This window comes from Sphingobacterium yanglingense, from assembly GCF_004363245.1.
Taxonomy (GTDB): domain Bacteria; phylum Bacteroidota; class Bacteroidia; order Sphingobacteriales; family Sphingobacteriaceae; genus Sphingobacterium; species Sphingobacterium yanglingense.
Genome location: NZ_SNYV01000011.1, coordinates 660,823 through 678,557 on the forward strand (window position 1 = coordinate 660,823; position 17,735 = coordinate 678,557).

Here is a 17,735-nt window from a genome sequence, read left to right on the forward strand (position 1 = left end):
TTCTTTAGATGTTATTGATATGTTAAATAGAAGGCTACCTTTTGCCCAAAGCCAGTTCGTAGAAACTGTAATATTTTTTTTGTATGTTTTCATCGGTTAATCGTACCTTTGCGCTATGTCTGAAAAAATAATAATCCTTGATTTTGGTTCTCAATACACCCAATTAATCGCACGTCGGGTTCGCGAATTGAGTGTATATTGTGAGATCCATCCTTTTAATAAAGTTCCTGACTTAGATGATACCGTGAAAGGGGTTATCTTTTCAGGCAGTCCTTATTCGGTCCGCCAAGAAGACGCACCACAGATCGACTACAAAAGTATCCAAGAAAGATTTCCGCTATTAGGTGTTTGCTACGGCGCACAGTACCTGGCACAACAAGCCGGTGGCGAAGTCTTACCTTCAGAGATACGCGAGTACGGCAGAGCCAATCTACAATTTGTAGACAACGACAATGCCTTATTAAAAGGAATCCCTGCACAGTCTCAGGTATGGATGTCACATGGAGACACAATCAAAGAGGTGCCAACAGGCTTCAATATTATAGCGAGTACAGATAAGGTACGTGTAGCTGCTTATCAAATAGCAGGCACCAATACCTATGGTATACAGTTCCATCCAGAAGTAACACACAGTACAGATGGACAGATGTTAGTCAAAAACTTCGTTATCGACATCTGTGGATGTGCGCAGGATTGGACTTCAGAATCTTTCGTAGAGAGTACAGTAGCTGAGCTAAAAGCCGACTTGGGCAATGACCACGTTATTATGGCTTTATCCGGTGGTGTAGACTCTACTGTAGCTGCAGTATTATTACAGCGTGCTATCGGAGACCGTTTACACTGTTTCTTTGTAGATCACGGTTTGTTACGCAAAGGCGAATTTGAGCAAGTATTGGATTCGTACAAAAACATGGGACTTAACATCAAAGGTGTTAATGCCAAAGAATTATTCTACACCAAGCTAAAAGGCGTAACTGAGCCAGAGCAAAAGCGTAAAATCATCGGCGGAGCCTTTATCGATGTATTCGACCAAGCGTCCAAAGACATACAAAAAGAACTTCCTGAAGGAAGCGAAGCGAAATGGTTAGGTCAAGGAACGATATACCCGGACATCATCGAGTCTATCTCTGTAAAAGGACCATCGGCAACGATTAAGTCGCACCACAATGTAGGTGGATTACCAGACTACATGAAATTAAAAGTTGTAGAGCCTTTAAAGACATTGTTCAAAGACGAAGTACGTCGTGTAGGAAAAACTTTAGATGTAGACCCTAACATCCTGAATAGACACCCTTTCCCAGGCCCTGGATTAGGAATTCGAATTTTAGGTGATATAAATGAAGAAAAGGTACGGATTTTGCAAGAAGCAGATGACATCTATATACGTAACTTAAAAGAATCAGGTTGGTATGATAAGGTATGGCAGGCTGGAACGATTTTCTTACCTGTTCAATCCGTCGGTGTAATGGGAGACGAACGCACATACGAGCATGTTGTCGCATTACGCGCTGTAGGTTCACTCGATGGAATGACTGCAGATTGGATTCATTTGCCTTATGAATTACTAGCTAAGATATCGAATGAAATAATCAATCATGTTAAAGGAATCAACAGAGTTGTTTACGACATCAGTTCAAAACCACCAGCAACCATTGAGTGGGAATAAAAAATTGAAAAATTCAAGTTTATTAATAGCTCTTGCATTAGCTTTAGGTGTATCTTCGTGTACACCTAAAGTTGGTGTTTTACGTGCCCCAGATTATAAGGGTAACGTGGGCAACAACAGCTCCAAACCTGGAGAGACAGGCAAAACGCCAGACGGCTCTAGTGAAACTGGTGAATCAGCAAAAGAAAATGTGGCGAAACGTTTTATGGGACGCAACATCTCCTTGGTACTTCCTTTTCAGCTCGATCAGATTTCTGAAAATGCACTTGCCGAAAAAGACATCAAACGTTCTGCTTTAGCATTGGACTATTACCAAGGTTTCCAGCTTGGACTGGAAGAATTGGCAAAAAAAGGAGCAGACTTCAATCTGAATGTTCTCGACTCCCGCGACAATGCCAGCTACAGTGGTAGTCTAGCACTCTCTTCGACTGTTGAAGAAGCATCCATCGTGATCGGCCCGGTATATCCTCAGGAGATAAAAGCCTTTGGTAGTAACCTTAAAGACAAGGAAACACTACAGATTAACCCCTTAGCAGCATCCATGCCTACAGAGTTTAATTTGCCAAATCTCGTTTCGCTGACTCCACCGATAAAAGCCCATAGCAATGCTATTGCAGCCCGGGCAGCTCGAGAGTATAGTGCTGGTGATGTTATTATTATCTTTAACACTACAGACTCGGACGGTAAGCAGTTTTTAAACGGTATGTCTACGGCTATCAAGCAGGCCAAAAACAACGCACGTATTGTTTCCGTATCATCGCTAAGCCAGCTTAATGAAAATCTCTCATTGACAGGCACCAATATCATTGTCACGGGTACTACAGACAAGACTCTGTTGAAAAACCTATTGACCAATCTGATTAAGAAATACGGTGAAAACACCTACAACTTCAGCCTCTTTGGCCATCCGCTATGGGAGCGCTACGATTTTAGTATGTATGCTGGATTTGGGGATTTAAATCCAACCATCACTACAGAGAGTAATCTGAAAACATGGTCTACTGCTGTAAAAGCGTTTAAAGACACCTATGCAGACGCCTATGGTGTACAACCGTCTGACCAATCGTACAAAGGCTATGATTCTGCGCTTTACTTTGGCGGATTGATAAACAAGTACGGAGCAGACAAACTAAAAGAAAAATTAACAAAAGAATCCTACAATGGTTTGTTCAGTTCTTACAAATTCAGATACAACGAAGCTTGGGGATATGCAAATGAATCCGTAGCCTATCGCTCATACCGCGGTGGTTCGTTTCAGCTGCAATAAAAAATACAGTAATGGAAATTAATGAAAGACGAGTCTCACAGCAGCTGAGGAATTTTGAACGTGCCCTTACCGGATATGATAAAAAAGAACCCTTAGCGAGATACCTGACTCGCTTTTTCAAAGAAAACAAACAAATGGGGTCATCTGATAGAAAGATGACCTCTCGTTTTTGTTATAACTATTTCCGCTTGGGCAATGCCTACCCACAGGAGCCCTCTATAGCACGGCTTGTGGTTGCCGAATACCTGTGCGAACAACAGTCTGATCTAGTCAGCCTACAAAACCCGGAGCTAGCTCAGTCCTTACAGCAATCCATATCCGATAAAGTGGACATAGCAAGCAGACTGACCGGCTTTGATATCAATCTGCTTTTCCCACTCGATGCTGGACTTTCTGCAGCCATAGATAGAACACTTTTCCTACAAAGTCATTTTATACAACCCGACTTATTCATTCGGGTAAAAAGAGGGCAGGAGGAAAAAGTACAGCAAATCCTACAGCGAGAAGGAGTTGTTATAAACTCCGTTTCCGGACAGACTATAGCGCTTCCTAACGGAAGTAAGCTGCAGCATATCAAAGGATTGAACGGCCTATATGAAGTACAAGATCGCTCATCACAGTACACCCTAAACTTTATGGAATCTGGTGCAAACGAAAGTTGGTGGGATGCATGTGCTGCCTCGGGAGGCAAATCGTTGTTATTTTTGGACAAATACCCGGCCGCGAAGCTACTCGTATCAGACATCCGCCTTTCGATTCTACGCAATCTAGATGAACGCTTTATACAGGCCAATATCACACAGACCTACCGCAAGAAAGTCGTAGACCTCACTGATGCAGAAAATGTAAAAGCCGCTTTACAGGACGAGCGTTTTGATGGTATCATTGTAGATGCTCCTTGTTCAGGATCTGGCACTTGGGGTCGTACCCCCGAAATGATGCAATCATTTGATACGGATAGACTACAGTATTTTACAGATTTACAGAAGCGGATTGTAGCTCAGACTATCCCTTTTATCAAGGTAGGTAAGCCTCTTATTTACATTACCTGCTCTGTATATCAGGCTGAAAACGAAGCTGTCATTGACTATATCGTAAACAATTTCGGTATGCGTATAGAGAAGATGGAGGTTATCAAGGGATACGAGAGTAAGGCGGACAGTATGTTTGCAGCCCGCCTCCTCAAAGTGTAATCAATACCAGCTTAATCACACTTACTAGGGATTACCAGTACAGGGCATTGTGCCTTGCGGATAACCGATTCCGAAACGCTGCCCGAAATAAAATGTTCGAAGCCAGTTTTCCCATTGGTCCCTAGTATCAACAAATCTGCAGCCCACTCATGAGCCACAGTCAATATTTCCTCGCGTATATTCCCCACACGTGTGAATGTAAATATTTCTTTGACCGAGGTAAAATCTGCTGCCAATCTATCCAAGTATTCCTGTGCAGCCTCTTGCTGTATCTCCGCCACCTCTGCAACGATAATCGGTTGTTGTCCTAACAATGGATCTGCCCCATACGAAGCCGGAGAGGTAGGAGGGATTACCGTTACCAGTGCCAACGTGGCTTCTTGCCCTTCCAGTATGCTGCGCGCATACTCAATCACTTTATCTGAACAGGGACTATCGTCTAATGCCAATAGTATCCTTTGAAATTTGGAATATCCCATAATAATTTAGTTTTTTAGAAGTATCTTCGTTAGTTTAAGAACAAGAATCTATAATTATTGTTTTAAAAAATAAAAAGCGAAATGGTTTTATCAGCTTGTAATCTTTGTATAATGCCCCTGCGGGCCGAAGCATCCCACCGTAGCGAAATGGTCACTCAGGTTTTATTTGGTGAACCTTTCGAAATCCTAGAAGAAGGTATTGACTTTGACCATATACGTCTTTTGGATACCTCTTACGAGGGCTGGATTCAACGGCATCAGTCTGGGCAGATTGCGACACAGGAGAGCAGCAGACGTATCATCGGTCTTACTGGTGGCAAGGCTAGTTCTACAGCTCATACGACACAGCTTCTGCACGGTACACCTGTACCAAACGATAGTATTCAAATCGGAAACGAACTCTACACCATCGAAGGTGTAATCCGTGAAGGCAAGCTCGACGATTTTGATATAGAATTTCCAAAATTAATCCAACATTACAATAATAGCCCGTATCTATGGGGAGGTCGTTCGCCCTACGGCATAGACTGCTCCGGCTTTAGCCAGGTCGTATACCGTCATTTTGGGATAGGCCTGAAAAGAGACGCCTGGCAACAGGCAGAATCCGGCGACACCGTTGATTTTCTTCCTGAGATTAAAGCCGGAGATTTGGCTTTTTTTGACAATGAAGCTGGCCGCATCACGCATGTAGGCATAATGATTGACAACGAAACTATTATACATGCGGCAGGGCGGGTGCGTATCGACAAAATGGACACTGAAGGCATATTCAATGCCCAGCAGAACAAATACACACACAAACTACGCATTGTAAAACGCTATTTTTAAATTACCGAATTCCATATTTTGAAAGAGAAAAATCCCTACTTTTATCTTCCTAGCTCGCAATTATTTCCCTACAGCACCATTGAGAAAGCAATATACGAAGATAATGACCTTCTATCGATAGCTTCTGAAGCACGCAAATTGATCGATGCTGGAGATAGTGCGAAAGCATTAGAACTTTACAGCTCTACGATCGAGCAGTACCCCCAATATCCCTTCTTCTATGCCAGTAGAAGCCTACTAAATCAGGCACTGGGAGACGAGGAAGGCGCCTTTTACGATTATCAGGTGGCCAAAAAATTGGACTTCAACTACCACATATTCCTTGAATGGCAGGAAAATAAAGGCAGCATGCTGCTTGCTCCCGAGCTCGAAGAGCTGAACCGAGAACTACAACAAGACACCCCACATGCACAGCCTTATATCAATCGTGCCATGCTATGGACCCAACACTTTGATTACGAGCTTGCTATTGCGGATTACCAAAATGCGATAGTGCTGGACGATAATCCCGAAATACGTGTTTCCATGGCCGCTGTATACCTGCGTATGTTGCTTTATGATAGTGCTTTAGAGCAGCTACAGTTAGCGTTGAGCAGCGATGGACAGTTGCCCAATGCGTACCTATACCGGGCTAAGCTCTATGTGGCCATACATGAAAATGAAGCTGCATTACAAGACTTCGAGAGCGCGCTGCAGCTGACTCCAGACAGCACAGAGGTATTGGAGGAACGTGCAGGATACTACGAACGCATTGAGGATTGGCAGTCAGCTATTGCTGATTATACAGAAGTTATAGCGCGCAATCCTACCGATTTCTACTGTTATGTGCTACGTGCCGATGCACTCGAGCGCACCGGAGCCTGGCAGGAAGCCATAGCCGACTACGACGAAGCTATCCGTTTGAATCCACACTATTCGGATCTCTATCAGTACCGGGGTGAGCTCAAGGAAAAATTGGGGGATGAGACTGGTGCAGCTATGGATTTTGAAAAATACGAGGAACTTGAAGACGAATAACATATGGCCAAACCTAACGCATACCTCAAGCGCATCAAGGATGCAGCGGCTAAGAATCTCGCAGAAGGAGAGCTCTTCTTAAAGGAAAATAAAGAGAAAGAAGGCGTCATCAGTCTAAGCGACACCTTACAATACGAAGTCCTACAGCAGGGCCAAGGCGTCAAACCAGGCCCCAAGGCCAAAGTACTCTGCCATTATAAAGGCCAGCTGCTGAATGGAGATGTATTCGATAGTTCCTACAAACGGAAACGCCCTGAATCCCTCCATATTCCCGAGCTAATTCGTGGCTGGCAACAGGCTTTAGTACAGATGCCGGTAGGGAGCACATGGAGGCTTTATATACACCCGAGCCTGGCTTACGGCTTTGAACCTTTAACCAAAGAAAGTGGCGGTAACTGCACGTTGATATTTGACATTGAGTTGATTTCAATCCTATAGGTTATGCGATACGGTCTCTTTTTACTTAGTTTTTTTGTCGGTATGTACAGCAGTTCAGCACAGCAGCTCCAGTCGGTCATCGCAACCCATTATCCAAAAGCCGAAGAGCCAGGTGGCATCGCTTTTACAGCGATCCGGGGTAAAGCTGAGTTTTTTCCTTTCGGTCAAGCCGAGCTGGAAAAAAAGACAGCTATAGAAGCCGAGACCGCATTTCGTATGGCCTCCGTCAGCAAGCAGTTTACCGCTATGGCGACCTATCTATTGCTCAAAAAAGGAGCACTCACGTTCGACACTCGTATTCGCAAGATATTGACAGAGTTACCTGAGGCCACCGCATCCATCACCATCGACCAATTGCTACAACATACCTCCGGTATCTGGGATTATGAGGCTGTTATCCCAGAGGGATTGCAACACCAGCTGAGCGATACCGATGTACTACAACTCGTGGCCCCTATAGACTCCGTATACTTTCCGGCAGGAAGCACATTCCGCTATAGCAATACCGGGTATTGCCTGCTTGCCGTCATCGTGGAGCGTATTTCCAAAATGGATTATGCTAGCTTTGTCGCTACGCATATCTTCGAACCGGCAGGCTTAAATCAAGCACAGGTCTACACCACAGGCTGTATAATCCCCAAGCGTGCATACGGTTATCACCCCACCGCAACAGGTTTCCGATTTGCGGACCAAAGTAATACCAGCGCAACCAAAGGAGATGGGGGCGTCTATATCTCCGCACAGGAATATACACGTTGGATGAACAGCAATAATCCCCTATGGGACAACGCATTTTGGGAAACTGTAATCCGCCACAAAGTCCACCTACGAGGTGATATTTATTACAGCATGGGCTTATTTGTAAAAATGGATAAGAAGGGAAAAATTCAGGCCGTATTCCATTCGGGCGAGAGCACTGGCTTTCACAATGCAGTCCTATACCTGCCTCAGGAGTACCGCACTATCGGTCTATTCACCAATAGGGACGACCTTATTATCAACCAGGCTTATGATGAGGTATTAAAAATCTACCAAACCAAGCCATTGAATACCGAGGAATCGCTATTCCAATGGCTAAGCAAGGTATATGCAAACGAGTGGCGGTAAACGCCTAGATTTCGGAAAATTTAAAAATATCCTTTACCCGGACTCCCTTTTCCGTCTGTTGCAGCGTACAGCACTCATTGGTTGGGTCATGTTCAAAGAATAGGATATACTCTTTCTCTACAATTTCCTGCCAGTAAGACTGCCTTTCGTCCATCGTTGTCAGCGGACGCACATCATAGCTCATTACATAGGGGAGTGGGATATGTCCGACAGAAGGCAATAGGTCGGCCATATACAGAATGGTTTTCCCCTTGTATGTAATCTGTGGCAACATCATCGCTTCGGTATGCCCAAAAGCATAGCGCACATCGACATGGGTATCATAAGCTTCGCCTTCTTTCAGGAACTTCAACTGTCCACTCTCTTGGATAGGTAATATATTCTCTTTTAAGAAAGACGCTTTCTCACGCGGATTCGGATTTACCGCCCAATCCCAGTGTTTTTCATTGGACCAAAAGTGTGCATTCTTGAAAGCTGGCACTAATTTATCCCCTTCGCGGGCAATAGCACCTCCACAATGGTCAAAATGCAAGTGTGTCAAGAACACATCAGTGATATCATCCCGATGAAAACCATATTTGGCTAGCGACTTGTCCAAGGTGTCGTCGCCATGCAAATGGTAGTGTCCAAAAAACTTATCATCCTGTTTATCACCTAGTGCCGTATCCACCAATGTTAATCTTTTTCCGTCTTCAATAAGGAGAAGACGATTGCCCCAAGTACAGAGGTTGTTGGAATCCGCAGGATTCGTACGTTGCCATATCGACTTAGGTACCACGCCAAACATAGCGCCTCCGTCCAACTTAAAATATCCAGTATCTATGCTATAAAGCTTCATTTTCTTGATTCTTTGGTTAGAAACAAACCTACATAAAATGAGGGGAATTCGCTAACTATAAAACTCTTTCACCTTCATCTCCAGGTGCTGGATAATATGTCCTACAAAATCGACTCCTGCTAATTGACTCGCCAAGCCTAAAGCACCAGGACTATACACATTTATTTCCATGATCTTGTCACCTACGATATCCAAGCCCACGAGATACATGCCATCCTCCTTTATCTTACCACTGACTTGTTCTACCAGACGTAGCACATTATCATCCACCTGCGCCTTCACCGCTTTCGCTCCTTGATGGATATTACTCCGGATTTCGCCCTCTTTTTGCACGCGCTGTACAGCGGCATACTCGCCATCGATCAGGATAGGTTCGCCTTCCAATAGGAAAAAGCGAAGATCTCCCTTTGTAGCTTCGGGTAGGTACTCCTGTGCGATGACATAACCGTCCCGCGCAATCACTTCTACCGTCTGTTTGAGATTCTGAGGAGCGCCTGCCGAAATCATAAACACATTCTTACCTCCAGAGCCTTTCACTGGCTTTAATATTATCTTATCACCCTGTGTCTCCATGAAGGCCTGTATATCCGACACAAAGCGGGTGACTAGCGTTTTGGGCCGCACAGTCTTTGGGAAATTCTCCAGATAGAGTTTATTACTCGCCTGCACCAGATAGTCGGGATCATTGATAACCAAGCGCCCCATATACTTGACAAGTTGTGCAAACTGCAATCCCATAGCTGCTGCCCAAGGCCTATTATACATATCCATGACAGGGTCGAAGCGGAGCCAGAGCACATCGACGTCCGCCATATTGTACCGTTGCTTCTCCGCTCGCCGTAAGCTTGCCAACAGCTCCTCCTTACTATCGATTGCGGTACCGGCCGGAATGATACGGGCATGCGCTTCCACATGCCTGTCATCTATATAGACAAAATCCGCCAAGCCAATGTAAATAACCGTATGTCCACGTTGTAGCGCCTCATACGCCAACAGTGTCGTTGTAAAACCATTCTCTTCTTTATGGGTCTGATTAATCAAAAATGCGATGTTCATATAGATCTTACTATTGTATCATTTTAAAAATACTTCCTTCATTTCTTACCCAATCCAGTCTCGGTTGATAGGCATCACTCAGATAGCGGGGTTTGACCAGCGGTGCATACATGTAGCCCCGTTGAATCAAGTCCTGAATAATAGGGATATAATCTTCCCGAATCTTACCAACGGTCAGGAGGCTGAGGTCTTGCCCTTGCTTGATGTAGTCTATAAGTTCCATCAGTCCCTGTAGGTACAAAGCATCCTTGGTCAGCCCGCCACCACGATAAACCCGCATCGTAATATTGAAAGCTGTCTCCTCTGCAAAATGATAATCCTCTAGCAGTAAAAAGAAGGTATCGATAAAACTATGTCCCATAAGCATATTGCGCACCGCAATAACACGGGCTGCCAATATCCGCAAGCGCTGATTGGATAAGCCGCCAATTAGGTATTCGGCAAATACTGCCAGTCCTTCCTGTAACTGCTCATAACCGGGCACCCCAAGACTAAACAGTTGTAGCGGTTGTGCTTTACCATTAAAGTAGGTGACAATATGGGTACCTACTTCATGCTGCACCAACGCCCGTGCCCGTTCGGGCGAAATCTGATAATCTTCGCCAATATTGAGTACCCCACGGTTTACCATCACGCCCGAGATATCCGAGCGTACACGCACCGTTGTCTTAAAGTCTTCAGACTGCTCGCTCAGGTAGGCTATCTCCTCCCGTGCCAATTGGGCAAACTCCTTTGCATTAAGCTTTCGCTCCGGTACCACTACCTTTGCGGCCGAATTGTGCGCGATCACCGTCAGGATAGACTGTGCTACCTGCAGCAGATCGTCGCTCACATTGCCAAACACCTGTAAACTACCGTGCATAAAATCTTCCGTATTACGGTCAGCAAGCATACTCATCATCTCGTCCAACTCCCGTCGTTTGTCCCGAAATAGGTAAGCAATCGTCGGGTCATAGATATCTTCTATACGCAAATTGTACAGGTTACGCTTCACAATATCGGGGTCTATGGGCATAGGTCTATACTGGAATACCGGAGTTTTACGGAACCGGGCTTTCTTGAAGCTCTCCCAAGCCTCTGGGACATTGATAGGGGTAACCAAGAGCAAGAAATCAAAACGCATGCTCTCCGCAGTAAGTGCCTTATCGATAGCAAAGACATTGGCTGTTATCTCTTTCTTAAGGTTGAGACGAAACATCGTCGGGTTCTGATCCGTAAAAAGCCGTACATACTCAAAAAAGACACGTAACAGGATTTTGCCCAGCGACTCGCTGTAATGGCGCAATAGAATAGGGAGGTAGTCACCGTTGCTCAAGCGATAGCTAGGCCGTACCGATAGTCCCAGCGTATAGATACTCTTGTCCATGGACTCCTTTAGGGTAAACAGCCGCTCATAGGCGGGATTACAGGGTACTTCTTTTAGCTTTTTAATATCCCCTACAATATCCGAAGCCTCTGTTTTTAGATTCCTGAGCATATATTCGGCAAGGGGTAGAATCCCTTTCTGGCCGAGCTGAATCTCGACATCGGCCATCTGCTCGTTGGGTGCATTCCAGACCTCGACCAAAAGGCAGGAGCCAAACTGCTCTTGGATACAGAGAGCGATCTTGTGCAATAGCGCTGGCACCTCGGCATCATGCTCTTGGATAATAACGCTCGCCAGTTGGGATTTAGCCAGATTAGACAGCATTTTGTCTTTTCCGATTACACTTGTCCTATAAATGAATATACAGGGTACGATCTTTCTAAAGACCAGTTTGCCCACATTGGGCAGCTGTACATGAAAGGGGTTTTTCGCCTTAATGGCACCCAGAATAAAATTAAGTCGCTTATCATCCCTCATACGCAAAATACTCTTTTAGACTCTGTACTGAATTAATAAGCAACTGTTTGCAGGCAGCTATCCGCTTCACCTCTGGCTCGCCCGTCCATTCGTTCATAAAATCCTTACGAAACTCGATGGAAAACACACAGCCCTTGTCTCCAAAGCGGGTGTTTAGAAACTGCGTGAGGTAACCGCCCTTAAATCGGACATTCTCCCGTATATCAATAGGCAAGCCGTACAGCGTTTGAGAAGCAATGGCATGGATGAAGCTATCGGTTAGTACCCGCCACTTTGGGTCGTTATAATGCGTGCCTAGATTGATTTGTGGATTCGCGTCTTCATCCACTACAGCAGTAGGGGACTCCCGATTGGCATTATAACTATGTATATCCAATACCACAAAGAAACCGTATTTTTGAATAGAAGACTGTATGTGCTGTTCGATAAGCCGATAGATATATTGATGTTTTTTATACAGCTGATCGATCAAGGTCTGCGGGAAATTTGTCTTCCAGACCTCTAGCCCCCAGGCCTGTTCGGGGTGAAGGTACACGGATTGTTCAACGGGACGGTTTAGGTCCAACTGGAACCGAGACGTGCCTACTACAAATTGGTTAACAGGCAATTCAGCAATCAATGCCGTGTAGGGGTCTTCCTCGCGCAGACGTTGCTTTTCTGATAGCAATAAATAGGGAAGTAGGTCACCGTCGATCAGATGGCCATCGTGCAGTGCGAACGACCAGAAAGGACTATCTATGGTATGTATATGGTAATTTACTTGTAGAGACATAGGCGTAAGATTTAACTCTTTTAAATTAGAACAGTAGGAGCCCTAAAAAGTTTTTTTCAAATAGTTGTAACCATTTCTTTCGAAGCTACGACTAATGGGAAAAGAACATTAAAAAACAGAAACATGGGAAAAGAAATAATGCTGGCTATAATGTCTACGGGGCTATTTACAGCTATTACATTGTCCATCTACTTCATTATGAAATTCAGAGCAATCCGTACAGCCAATGCTGATGAGACACCTGTCAAAAGGGAGCCTTATGACTGGCAGAAGCCAGGGATTGTTGTTCTTGGAATCGGGGTGGGGATTGTCGTCGTAGGAATATTCAAGGAATTAGGTTATTTTCAGTCACAGGATGCTATCCCTATGGGGATCATTACTGTATGTACAGGTATCTCTATGATTATTGCCAACAAACTGGATAAAAAGCAAGAAACCAATAACTAAGAATGGACCAAGTCTACATTGATAAGGTACTAGCGGGAGACCCATATGCTTTTAAGTATTTTCTGACAACTTATAAGCATATGGCCTATTCTGTCGCACATTCTATTGTCAAACAAGAACATCTGGCCGAAGAGGTCGTTCAGGACGCCTTCATGCGTTGCTATCAATCGTTGGCAACCTTCAAAAAGCAATCTAAATTCAGTACCTGGTTTTATCGTATTGTGGTAAACTGCGCGTTCAGTACGGCACGGCGGTTGAAACCAGAGCCTGTAGAATTCAGCGCCGAAGAACATGATGTAGCATGGGATGAAAATGCCTTTGACAAGCTATTGAAGAAAGAACAGGAACAGCTCATACAGGAAGCCCTATTGATGATTCCAGCAAATGAGGCGCTGGCATTGCGTCTTTACTACCTCGAAGAGCTATCCATTCAAGAACTGTGCGACATTACAGGATGGACAGACTCCAATACGAAAGTAATCCTATTTAGAGCCCGCAAACACCTCTACGGTACACTCCGCAGATTAATGAAAGAAGAATACTATGGAACATAACGATAAACTATACGACCTGCTCAAAAACAGCAAACTCGAATTGCCTTTTGCGGATTTTGAAAGCCGTATGATGCAGCAGATTGTCGATTTTGAAAAAGCGAAAACCCAAATGCACCAAAGCAAGAAAATGGCACTCCTTTTCTTTCTGATAGGCACCATCTTTGGTATGCTCCTCAACTATGTGCTAGGCTTAGTACTGTCTTCCTATGATCTGCCCGAAGCCTCTCTGGACAAAATCTCATTCTTCTCCCAGCTGATCTATGTCGTCCTAATTGTTCTTTTCAGTGACAAACTCTGGAAGCTATTTAAGATGACACGAGAATCTGATACTAAAAAATCAACTTAACACCCCCATAAAAATTACGTGTGGCTGCCGCATTAAAGTAGCGGCCACCAAAAGCATTAATATCATTTCCTAAACTGTATCGCTGATTCAGCAGATTGTCTACACCAGCATATACCTGTACAGATACCCCATAAAGCCGAGGAGCGGTATAGCTGGCCTTGGCCTGTACTAAGTGGAATTTCTTTGCATAGACACTATTGGCATCATCCAAAGGCATGGAGGAGGTAAAGTTATGATACAGATTTAAATCAAACTGGTAAGGGAAATCGATTTTAACGTTATTGGTCCATACCCATTGTGGCACTGCCGTCATTCTATTGCCTGAATAATCCTTATCAGCCACCTTGTACTGGCCAAAATGATAGTCATTATAACTCACAGCACTGTGTATGCTCAACCCGCGTAATACCGGTGATTGTGGCAAAACTGGAATCGCTCCCCATACCGACACCTCAATCCCTTTTTGCTCCATCTCTCCTGCATTCTGATAATACTCCGCGCCGGCCTCATTCAGGCTACGCACAATACCATTTTCCATGCGGTAGGTATAAGCGGCAATATCCAAAATCAGGTTATTGTTCTTATTCCGTATTTTATAACCGACCTCATAGTTCGTTCCGGATTCAGCTTGCAGGTTGGCATTTATTGTATTGTCAGAAGAGCGCACCTCCGCAAGGGTAGGTGTAGAGTAACCTTTCGCCACGGAAGCCCGCCAGGACATTACTTCATTGAGGGTATAGGAACTCGCTATACGGGGCATCCATTGCTTATCAAAGGAAATACGGCCATCTGTAGGCGTTGCCACAGGGTATTTACGGGTGTAGTCGATATGGTTACCATTCAGTCCGAGAGCAGCTTCTAGATTCCAGTTCTTCATCAGTTCAATCTGAGCCCGATAGAATACGTTCCACTGGCTATTGGTCATGCCATCGCGCGCTTGCACAGCGCCTGCCACCCCTTTGTTATTATCGTAGTTGTCGATATCACTGCTTCCTTTTATCCCCTCGAATCCCAGTTGCATTTGCCAAGGCAGGACCGCCTCCGGATTGTCCAGCGACAGGTAAGTCCGCAGTCCCCAATTTTTCTCTATACGCTCCTCATAGTTTGTGATAAAAGGATTCTTGAAGTCTGTATAAGAACCAAATAATGAAACTTGGTGCGATAGATACTTACCGAGCTGTAGACGATGGGAGACCCCTCCAAATCCCGTTTTATTGTAAATAGCGGCCTGCTGTTCTTTGGCGCCCGGATTAGGACCACCTGCAGGGCGCGAGGCTCTCGGATCGGCTTCATACTGCGCTAGTGTAAGTCCACCGGGAGTCTCATAGCCCAGATCCGTATATAAAACAAAAGCTCGTAATTCGGCTATAGGAGAATATTTCCATTGATGTGCCGTCTGAACTGTCTTCTTGTTCAGCCCCGCATTGTCCCGATAACCATTAGAACGTAAAAACGACTGGTCAAAAGAGAACTGATAATTGGGAGTCACCTTCTGCTGTAGCGATAGCGACTGCTGGAACAGGCCATAGGCGCCAGCCGTAAGCTCGACCTCGCGTCTGTTCTCCAATGTTTCGAATCCCTTAGGGCTGATTTGTACAACTCCACCAGAGTTTGCCCCAAACAACGAGCCATCGGGTCCCTTGACCAACTGTATCGCCTGTATACCCACTGGAGCAAGTAGATTGAGATAAGTATTTCCTCCTGCATCGGTCAGCGGAAATTCGTCCACATAGACCTTGGTATTACGAATTCCAAACGGTGAGCGGATCAAACTTCCCCGCATCGCCAGGCGATATGAACCAGGCGAGCGTTCTTCCATACGTATACCCGGAACCGTATTCACTGCCGATACTAGAGACATAGGCCCCTGTCGGGAGATAACATCTGTCGATAAGGTTTGGGTAGCTGAAGTAACACCCAAAGAAGACTGTTTGGCAAAGTATACCTTGACATCTATAGGCTGTAAGGTGGTACTAGTGCTGTCTTTAGAAACTTGTGCAGAGGCAGTCACTCCCAACAATGCTAGGAGTAGGGTTAGGTTTGTGGTCAAATATCTCATCTAACGCTAAAGATAAGGCTTTTTCGCTTAGAATGCCTCATTCAATCCCAAAAACAGGCCTTTCTGTCCGAACTTACCGATTGCATAATCGATACACAGATTGGTACGGGTCATTTTATTGAAGAGCACCCGTAAGCCAGCACCGCCTGAAGGTTGCCAGTACTTGAACAGCTTGGTGCCCATCTGGTCGTCTACAGTCTGAATATTTCCAAAGACCACACCGCTCAAAAACTGATTCCGCAATATTGGGAATCGATATTCAACCTCACCGTAGGCGTAAGAACGCCCTTTGAAATACCCATTGGTATAACCTCTACCACTTTTTGCATAGGGATCTTTACCTGTACCCGGCAAATCAAGATAAGGCAGCTTGCCACTTAGATTGTACGATCCGTAATACCATAAGGCCAATACGTGATTAGGACGGCCACGCTCGGGGAACAGCTGAAAGTACTTGCGAAAATCAGTAAGGAGCTGTATCGCATTCTGTGAACTCCCCATCCAAGTCTGGTTCATCCGAAAGACCACATCCGAATAGATACCTTTATAGGCACTATTGGGATTGTCGCGGGTCATATACTGTAGATTGAACATCAATCCATTATTATTGTTGCGCACGGGGTCAAAACCGTTCCACTTACTATAAATCTCATTGGGTGAAGGAGAGACCTCCGTCAGAGTACTTACATTACGTTTTAACTCAAAATAGGCTCCCGCACCAACAAATAGTCCAGGGCTCAATTTTTTGTAAATACGCTCATTAAATCCGTAAACCGTATATTTATTGACAAAACGGTCACGGTCCGGATTGCTGATAATGGATTCCTCTTCTGTAGGATTCGGCAATTGATGCCCGATTCCCATACCGTAATCCAGTCCGACCATCTTAGCAATATGGAGACTTCCTTTTAGGTTCCATTTATTCTCCCGGGTATATACATCATGAAAAAGATAACCGAATACAATACCTCTCGTCGTATAGTTCAAAGCGGTAGCAAAGACAGACATGCTGGTGTTTTCTTTCTCACCGAAATACAATCCACCCACTGCCTTAATCCCTACCTGAAAACCAATGCTCGGATTGTAATTAAGATTGGGCAGATAGGAGATACCCGATCGCTTCTCCGGTGTACCGTCTTTCTTTCTTTTCTTAAAAGGATTGATATCCTGAAAAAGATTGACCACATCATATAGACTATCAGGAGGTAGGGGAGCACCCTTTATCCTTTTTAAAAACAGGCTATCGGTTTGCAGTTCGAAGTCCTGTGCATAAGTATTTAACGCTAACAAGGGTAAAAACAAAAGGATGTACAGGTATCTCATAGGTGGCTCTTTCCATATTAGTAAGCACGAAAATAAAGATAAGTTTTGGCTTTTAGGGCTTTCGGTGACCACAAAAAACGTTTTTCAAATTCATTTGTTCTCCTTTTCTACGTATCTTACAGGGTAAGAATTATTATAATTTGTATCAAAACATCTTAAATAAAAAATATTATGTTAATTAAAAAAGAAGAAACAGGAAGCAAAGGAGCCTTTGTTGCCTATGAGGAAAATAAGAAAATAGGGGAGATGAGTTATTCCATAGCAGGTACAGACAAGATAATTGTAGACCATACCGAAGTAGACCCTGAACAAAAAGGAAAAAGTATTGGTAAGATTCTATTACAGAAGGTAGTCGAACATGCTAGGGATAATAATCTGAAAATCATCCCGCTATGTCCTTTTGCCAAGGCCATGTTTGAGAAGAACGTCGATATAAGGGATGTACTCGCTTAAGATCTAGATTGCTATCTTGCTTCCTTAAGGTCTCCCGGCCAAGGAAGCA

Annotated in this window: 18 protein-coding genes; 11 read left to right on the plus strand and 7 right to left on the minus strand. The window is 44.5% G+C overall.

Annotation, left to right across the window (positions count from 1 at the left end; genetic code table 11):
- The first annotated feature begins 115 nt into the window (after positions 1 to 115).
- The 3 genes from guaA to CLV99_RS05125 are packed head-to-tail and all read left to right on the plus strand — an operon-like array spanning position 116 to position 4,126.
- Positions 116 to 1,666, plus strand: a complete 1,551-nt coding sequence (guaA, locus tag CLV99_RS05115) for a glutamine-hydrolyzing GMP synthase (RefSeq protein WP_133583402.1) — start codon at positions 116 to 118, stop codon at positions 1,664 to 1,666.
- 4 nt (positions 1,667 to 1,670) lie between these two features.
- Positions 1,671 to 2,933, plus strand: coding sequence for an ABC transporter substrate-binding protein (locus CLV99_RS05120; protein WP_133583403.1), 1,263 nt, complete (start codon positions 1,671 to 1,673; stop codon positions 2,931 to 2,933).
- 11 nt (positions 2,934 to 2,944) lie between these two features.
- The gene (locus CLV99_RS05125) at positions 2,945 to 4,126 is read left to right on the plus strand and encodes an RsmB/NOP family class I SAM-dependent RNA methyltransferase (RefSeq protein ID WP_133583404.1); all 1,182 of its coding nucleotides are present in this window, start codon (positions 2,945 to 2,947) and stop codon (positions 4,124 to 4,126) included.
- 11 nt (positions 4,127 to 4,137) lie between these two features.
- Here CLV99_RS05125 and CLV99_RS05130 read toward each other — a convergent pair whose 3' ends face one another.
- Positions 4,138 to 4,605, minus strand: a complete 468-nt coding sequence (locus CLV99_RS05130) for a universal stress protein (RefSeq protein ID WP_246032696.1) — start codon at positions 4,603 to 4,605, stop codon at positions 4,138 to 4,140.
- A gap of 81 nt (positions 4,606 to 4,686) precedes the next feature.
- Between CLV99_RS05130 and CLV99_RS05135 the strand changes: the two genes are divergently transcribed.
- Genes CLV99_RS05135 through CLV99_RS05150 form a run of 4 tightly spaced genes read left to right on the plus strand, consistent with a single transcriptional unit; the run spans position 4,687 to position 7,995 of the window.
- Complete coding sequence (locus CLV99_RS05135; protein WP_133583406.1) at positions 4,687 to 5,433, plus strand: C40 family peptidase; 747 nt, start codon at positions 4,687 to 4,689, stop codon at positions 5,431 to 5,433.
- Between the two features lie 18 nt (positions 5,434 to 5,451).
- Positions 5,452 to 6,450 carry a tetratricopeptide repeat protein gene (locus tag CLV99_RS05140; RefSeq protein ID WP_133583407.1) on the plus strand — a complete coding sequence of 333 codons (999 nt, stop codon included), beginning with the start codon at positions 5,452 to 5,454 and terminating at the stop codon, positions 6,448 to 6,450.
- A gap of 3 nt (positions 6,451 to 6,453) precedes the next feature.
- Positions 6,454 to 6,888, plus strand: coding sequence for an FKBP-type peptidyl-prolyl cis-trans isomerase (locus tag CLV99_RS05145; RefSeq protein WP_133583408.1), 435 nt, complete (start codon positions 6,454 to 6,456; stop codon positions 6,886 to 6,888).
- A 3-nt stretch (positions 6,889 to 6,891) separates the two neighbouring features.
- On the plus strand, positions 6,892 to 7,995 hold the full coding sequence (locus CLV99_RS05150; protein ID WP_133583409.1) for a serine hydrolase domain-containing protein: 1,104 nt from the start codon (positions 6,892 to 6,894) through the stop codon (positions 7,993 to 7,995).
- Positions 7,996 to 7,999: 4 nt separating this feature from the next.
- Here CLV99_RS05150 and CLV99_RS05155 read toward each other — a convergent pair whose 3' ends face one another.
- The 4 genes from CLV99_RS05155 to CLV99_RS05170 are packed head-to-tail and all read right to left on the minus strand — an operon-like array spanning position 8,000 to position 12,504.
- Positions 8,000 to 8,833, minus strand: coding sequence for an MBL fold metallo-hydrolase (locus CLV99_RS05155; protein ID WP_133583410.1), 834 nt, complete (start codon positions 8,831 to 8,833; stop codon positions 8,000 to 8,002).
- 51 nt (positions 8,834 to 8,884) lie between these two features.
- Complete coding sequence (locus CLV99_RS05160; protein ID WP_133583411.1) at positions 8,885 to 9,889, minus strand: ATP-grasp domain-containing protein; 1,005 nt, start codon at positions 9,887 to 9,889, stop codon at positions 8,885 to 8,887.
- A 10-nt stretch (positions 9,890 to 9,899) separates the two neighbouring features.
- A complete protein-coding gene (locus tag CLV99_RS05165) occupies positions 9,900 to 11,732 on the minus strand; it encodes a flavohemoglobin expression-modulating QEGLA motif protein (RefSeq protein WP_133583412.1) in 1,833 nt (610 codons plus the stop codon).
- Entirely contained in the window at positions 11,722 to 12,504 is a 783-nt protein-coding gene (locus CLV99_RS05170) for an N-formylglutamate amidohydrolase (RefSeq protein ID WP_133583413.1), read from the minus strand. Before CLV99_RS05170 ends, CLV99_RS05165 begins: the two co-directional genes overlap by 11 nt.
- A gap of 123 nt (positions 12,505 to 12,627) precedes the next feature.
- On the opposite strand from CLV99_RS05170, the gene CLV99_RS05175 reads away from it, so the two are divergent.
- From CLV99_RS05175 to CLV99_RS05185, 3 genes are read left to right on the plus strand one after another with little or no spacing between them, the layout of a single operon-like run.
- A complete protein-coding gene (locus CLV99_RS05175; protein ID WP_133583414.1) occupies positions 12,628 to 12,951 on the plus strand; it encodes a hypothetical protein in 324 nt (107 codons plus the stop codon).
- A gap of 2 nt (positions 12,952 to 12,953) precedes the next feature.
- Positions 12,954 to 13,505 (plus strand): RNA polymerase sigma factor, encoded by a 552-nt coding sequence (locus CLV99_RS05180; RefSeq protein WP_133583415.1) that lies wholly within the window; start codon positions 12,954 to 12,956, stop codon positions 13,503 to 13,505.
- The gene (locus CLV99_RS05185) at positions 13,495 to 13,851 is read left to right on the plus strand and encodes a hypothetical protein (RefSeq protein ID WP_133583416.1); all 357 of its coding nucleotides are present in this window, start codon (positions 13,495 to 13,497) and stop codon (positions 13,849 to 13,851) included. Before CLV99_RS05180 ends, CLV99_RS05185 begins: the two co-directional genes overlap by 11 nt.
- Here the strand turns inward: CLV99_RS05185 and CLV99_RS05190 are convergent.
- Both CLV99_RS05190 and CLV99_RS05195 read right to left on the minus strand, forming a co-directional pair.
- Positions 13,835 to 15,910 carry a TonB-dependent receptor gene (locus CLV99_RS05190; protein WP_133583417.1) on the minus strand — a complete coding sequence of 692 codons (2,076 nt, stop codon included), beginning with the start codon at positions 15,908 to 15,910 and terminating at the stop codon, positions 13,835 to 13,837. The two genes, CLV99_RS05185 and CLV99_RS05190, sit on opposite strands and share 17 nt — an antisense overlap.
- Positions 15,911 to 15,937: 27 nt before the next feature.
- A complete protein-coding gene (locus CLV99_RS05195) occupies positions 15,938 to 17,233 on the minus strand; it encodes a BamA/TamA family outer membrane protein (RefSeq protein WP_133583418.1) in 1,296 nt (431 codons plus the stop codon).
- Between the two features lie 171 nt (positions 17,234 to 17,404).
- On the opposite strand from CLV99_RS05195, the gene CLV99_RS05200 reads away from it, so the two are divergent.
- Positions 17,405 to 17,686, plus strand: coding sequence for a GNAT family N-acetyltransferase (locus CLV99_RS05200; RefSeq protein ID WP_133583419.1), 282 nt, complete (start codon positions 17,405 to 17,407; stop codon positions 17,684 to 17,686).
- Positions 17,687 to 17,735: the final 49 nt, after the last annotated feature.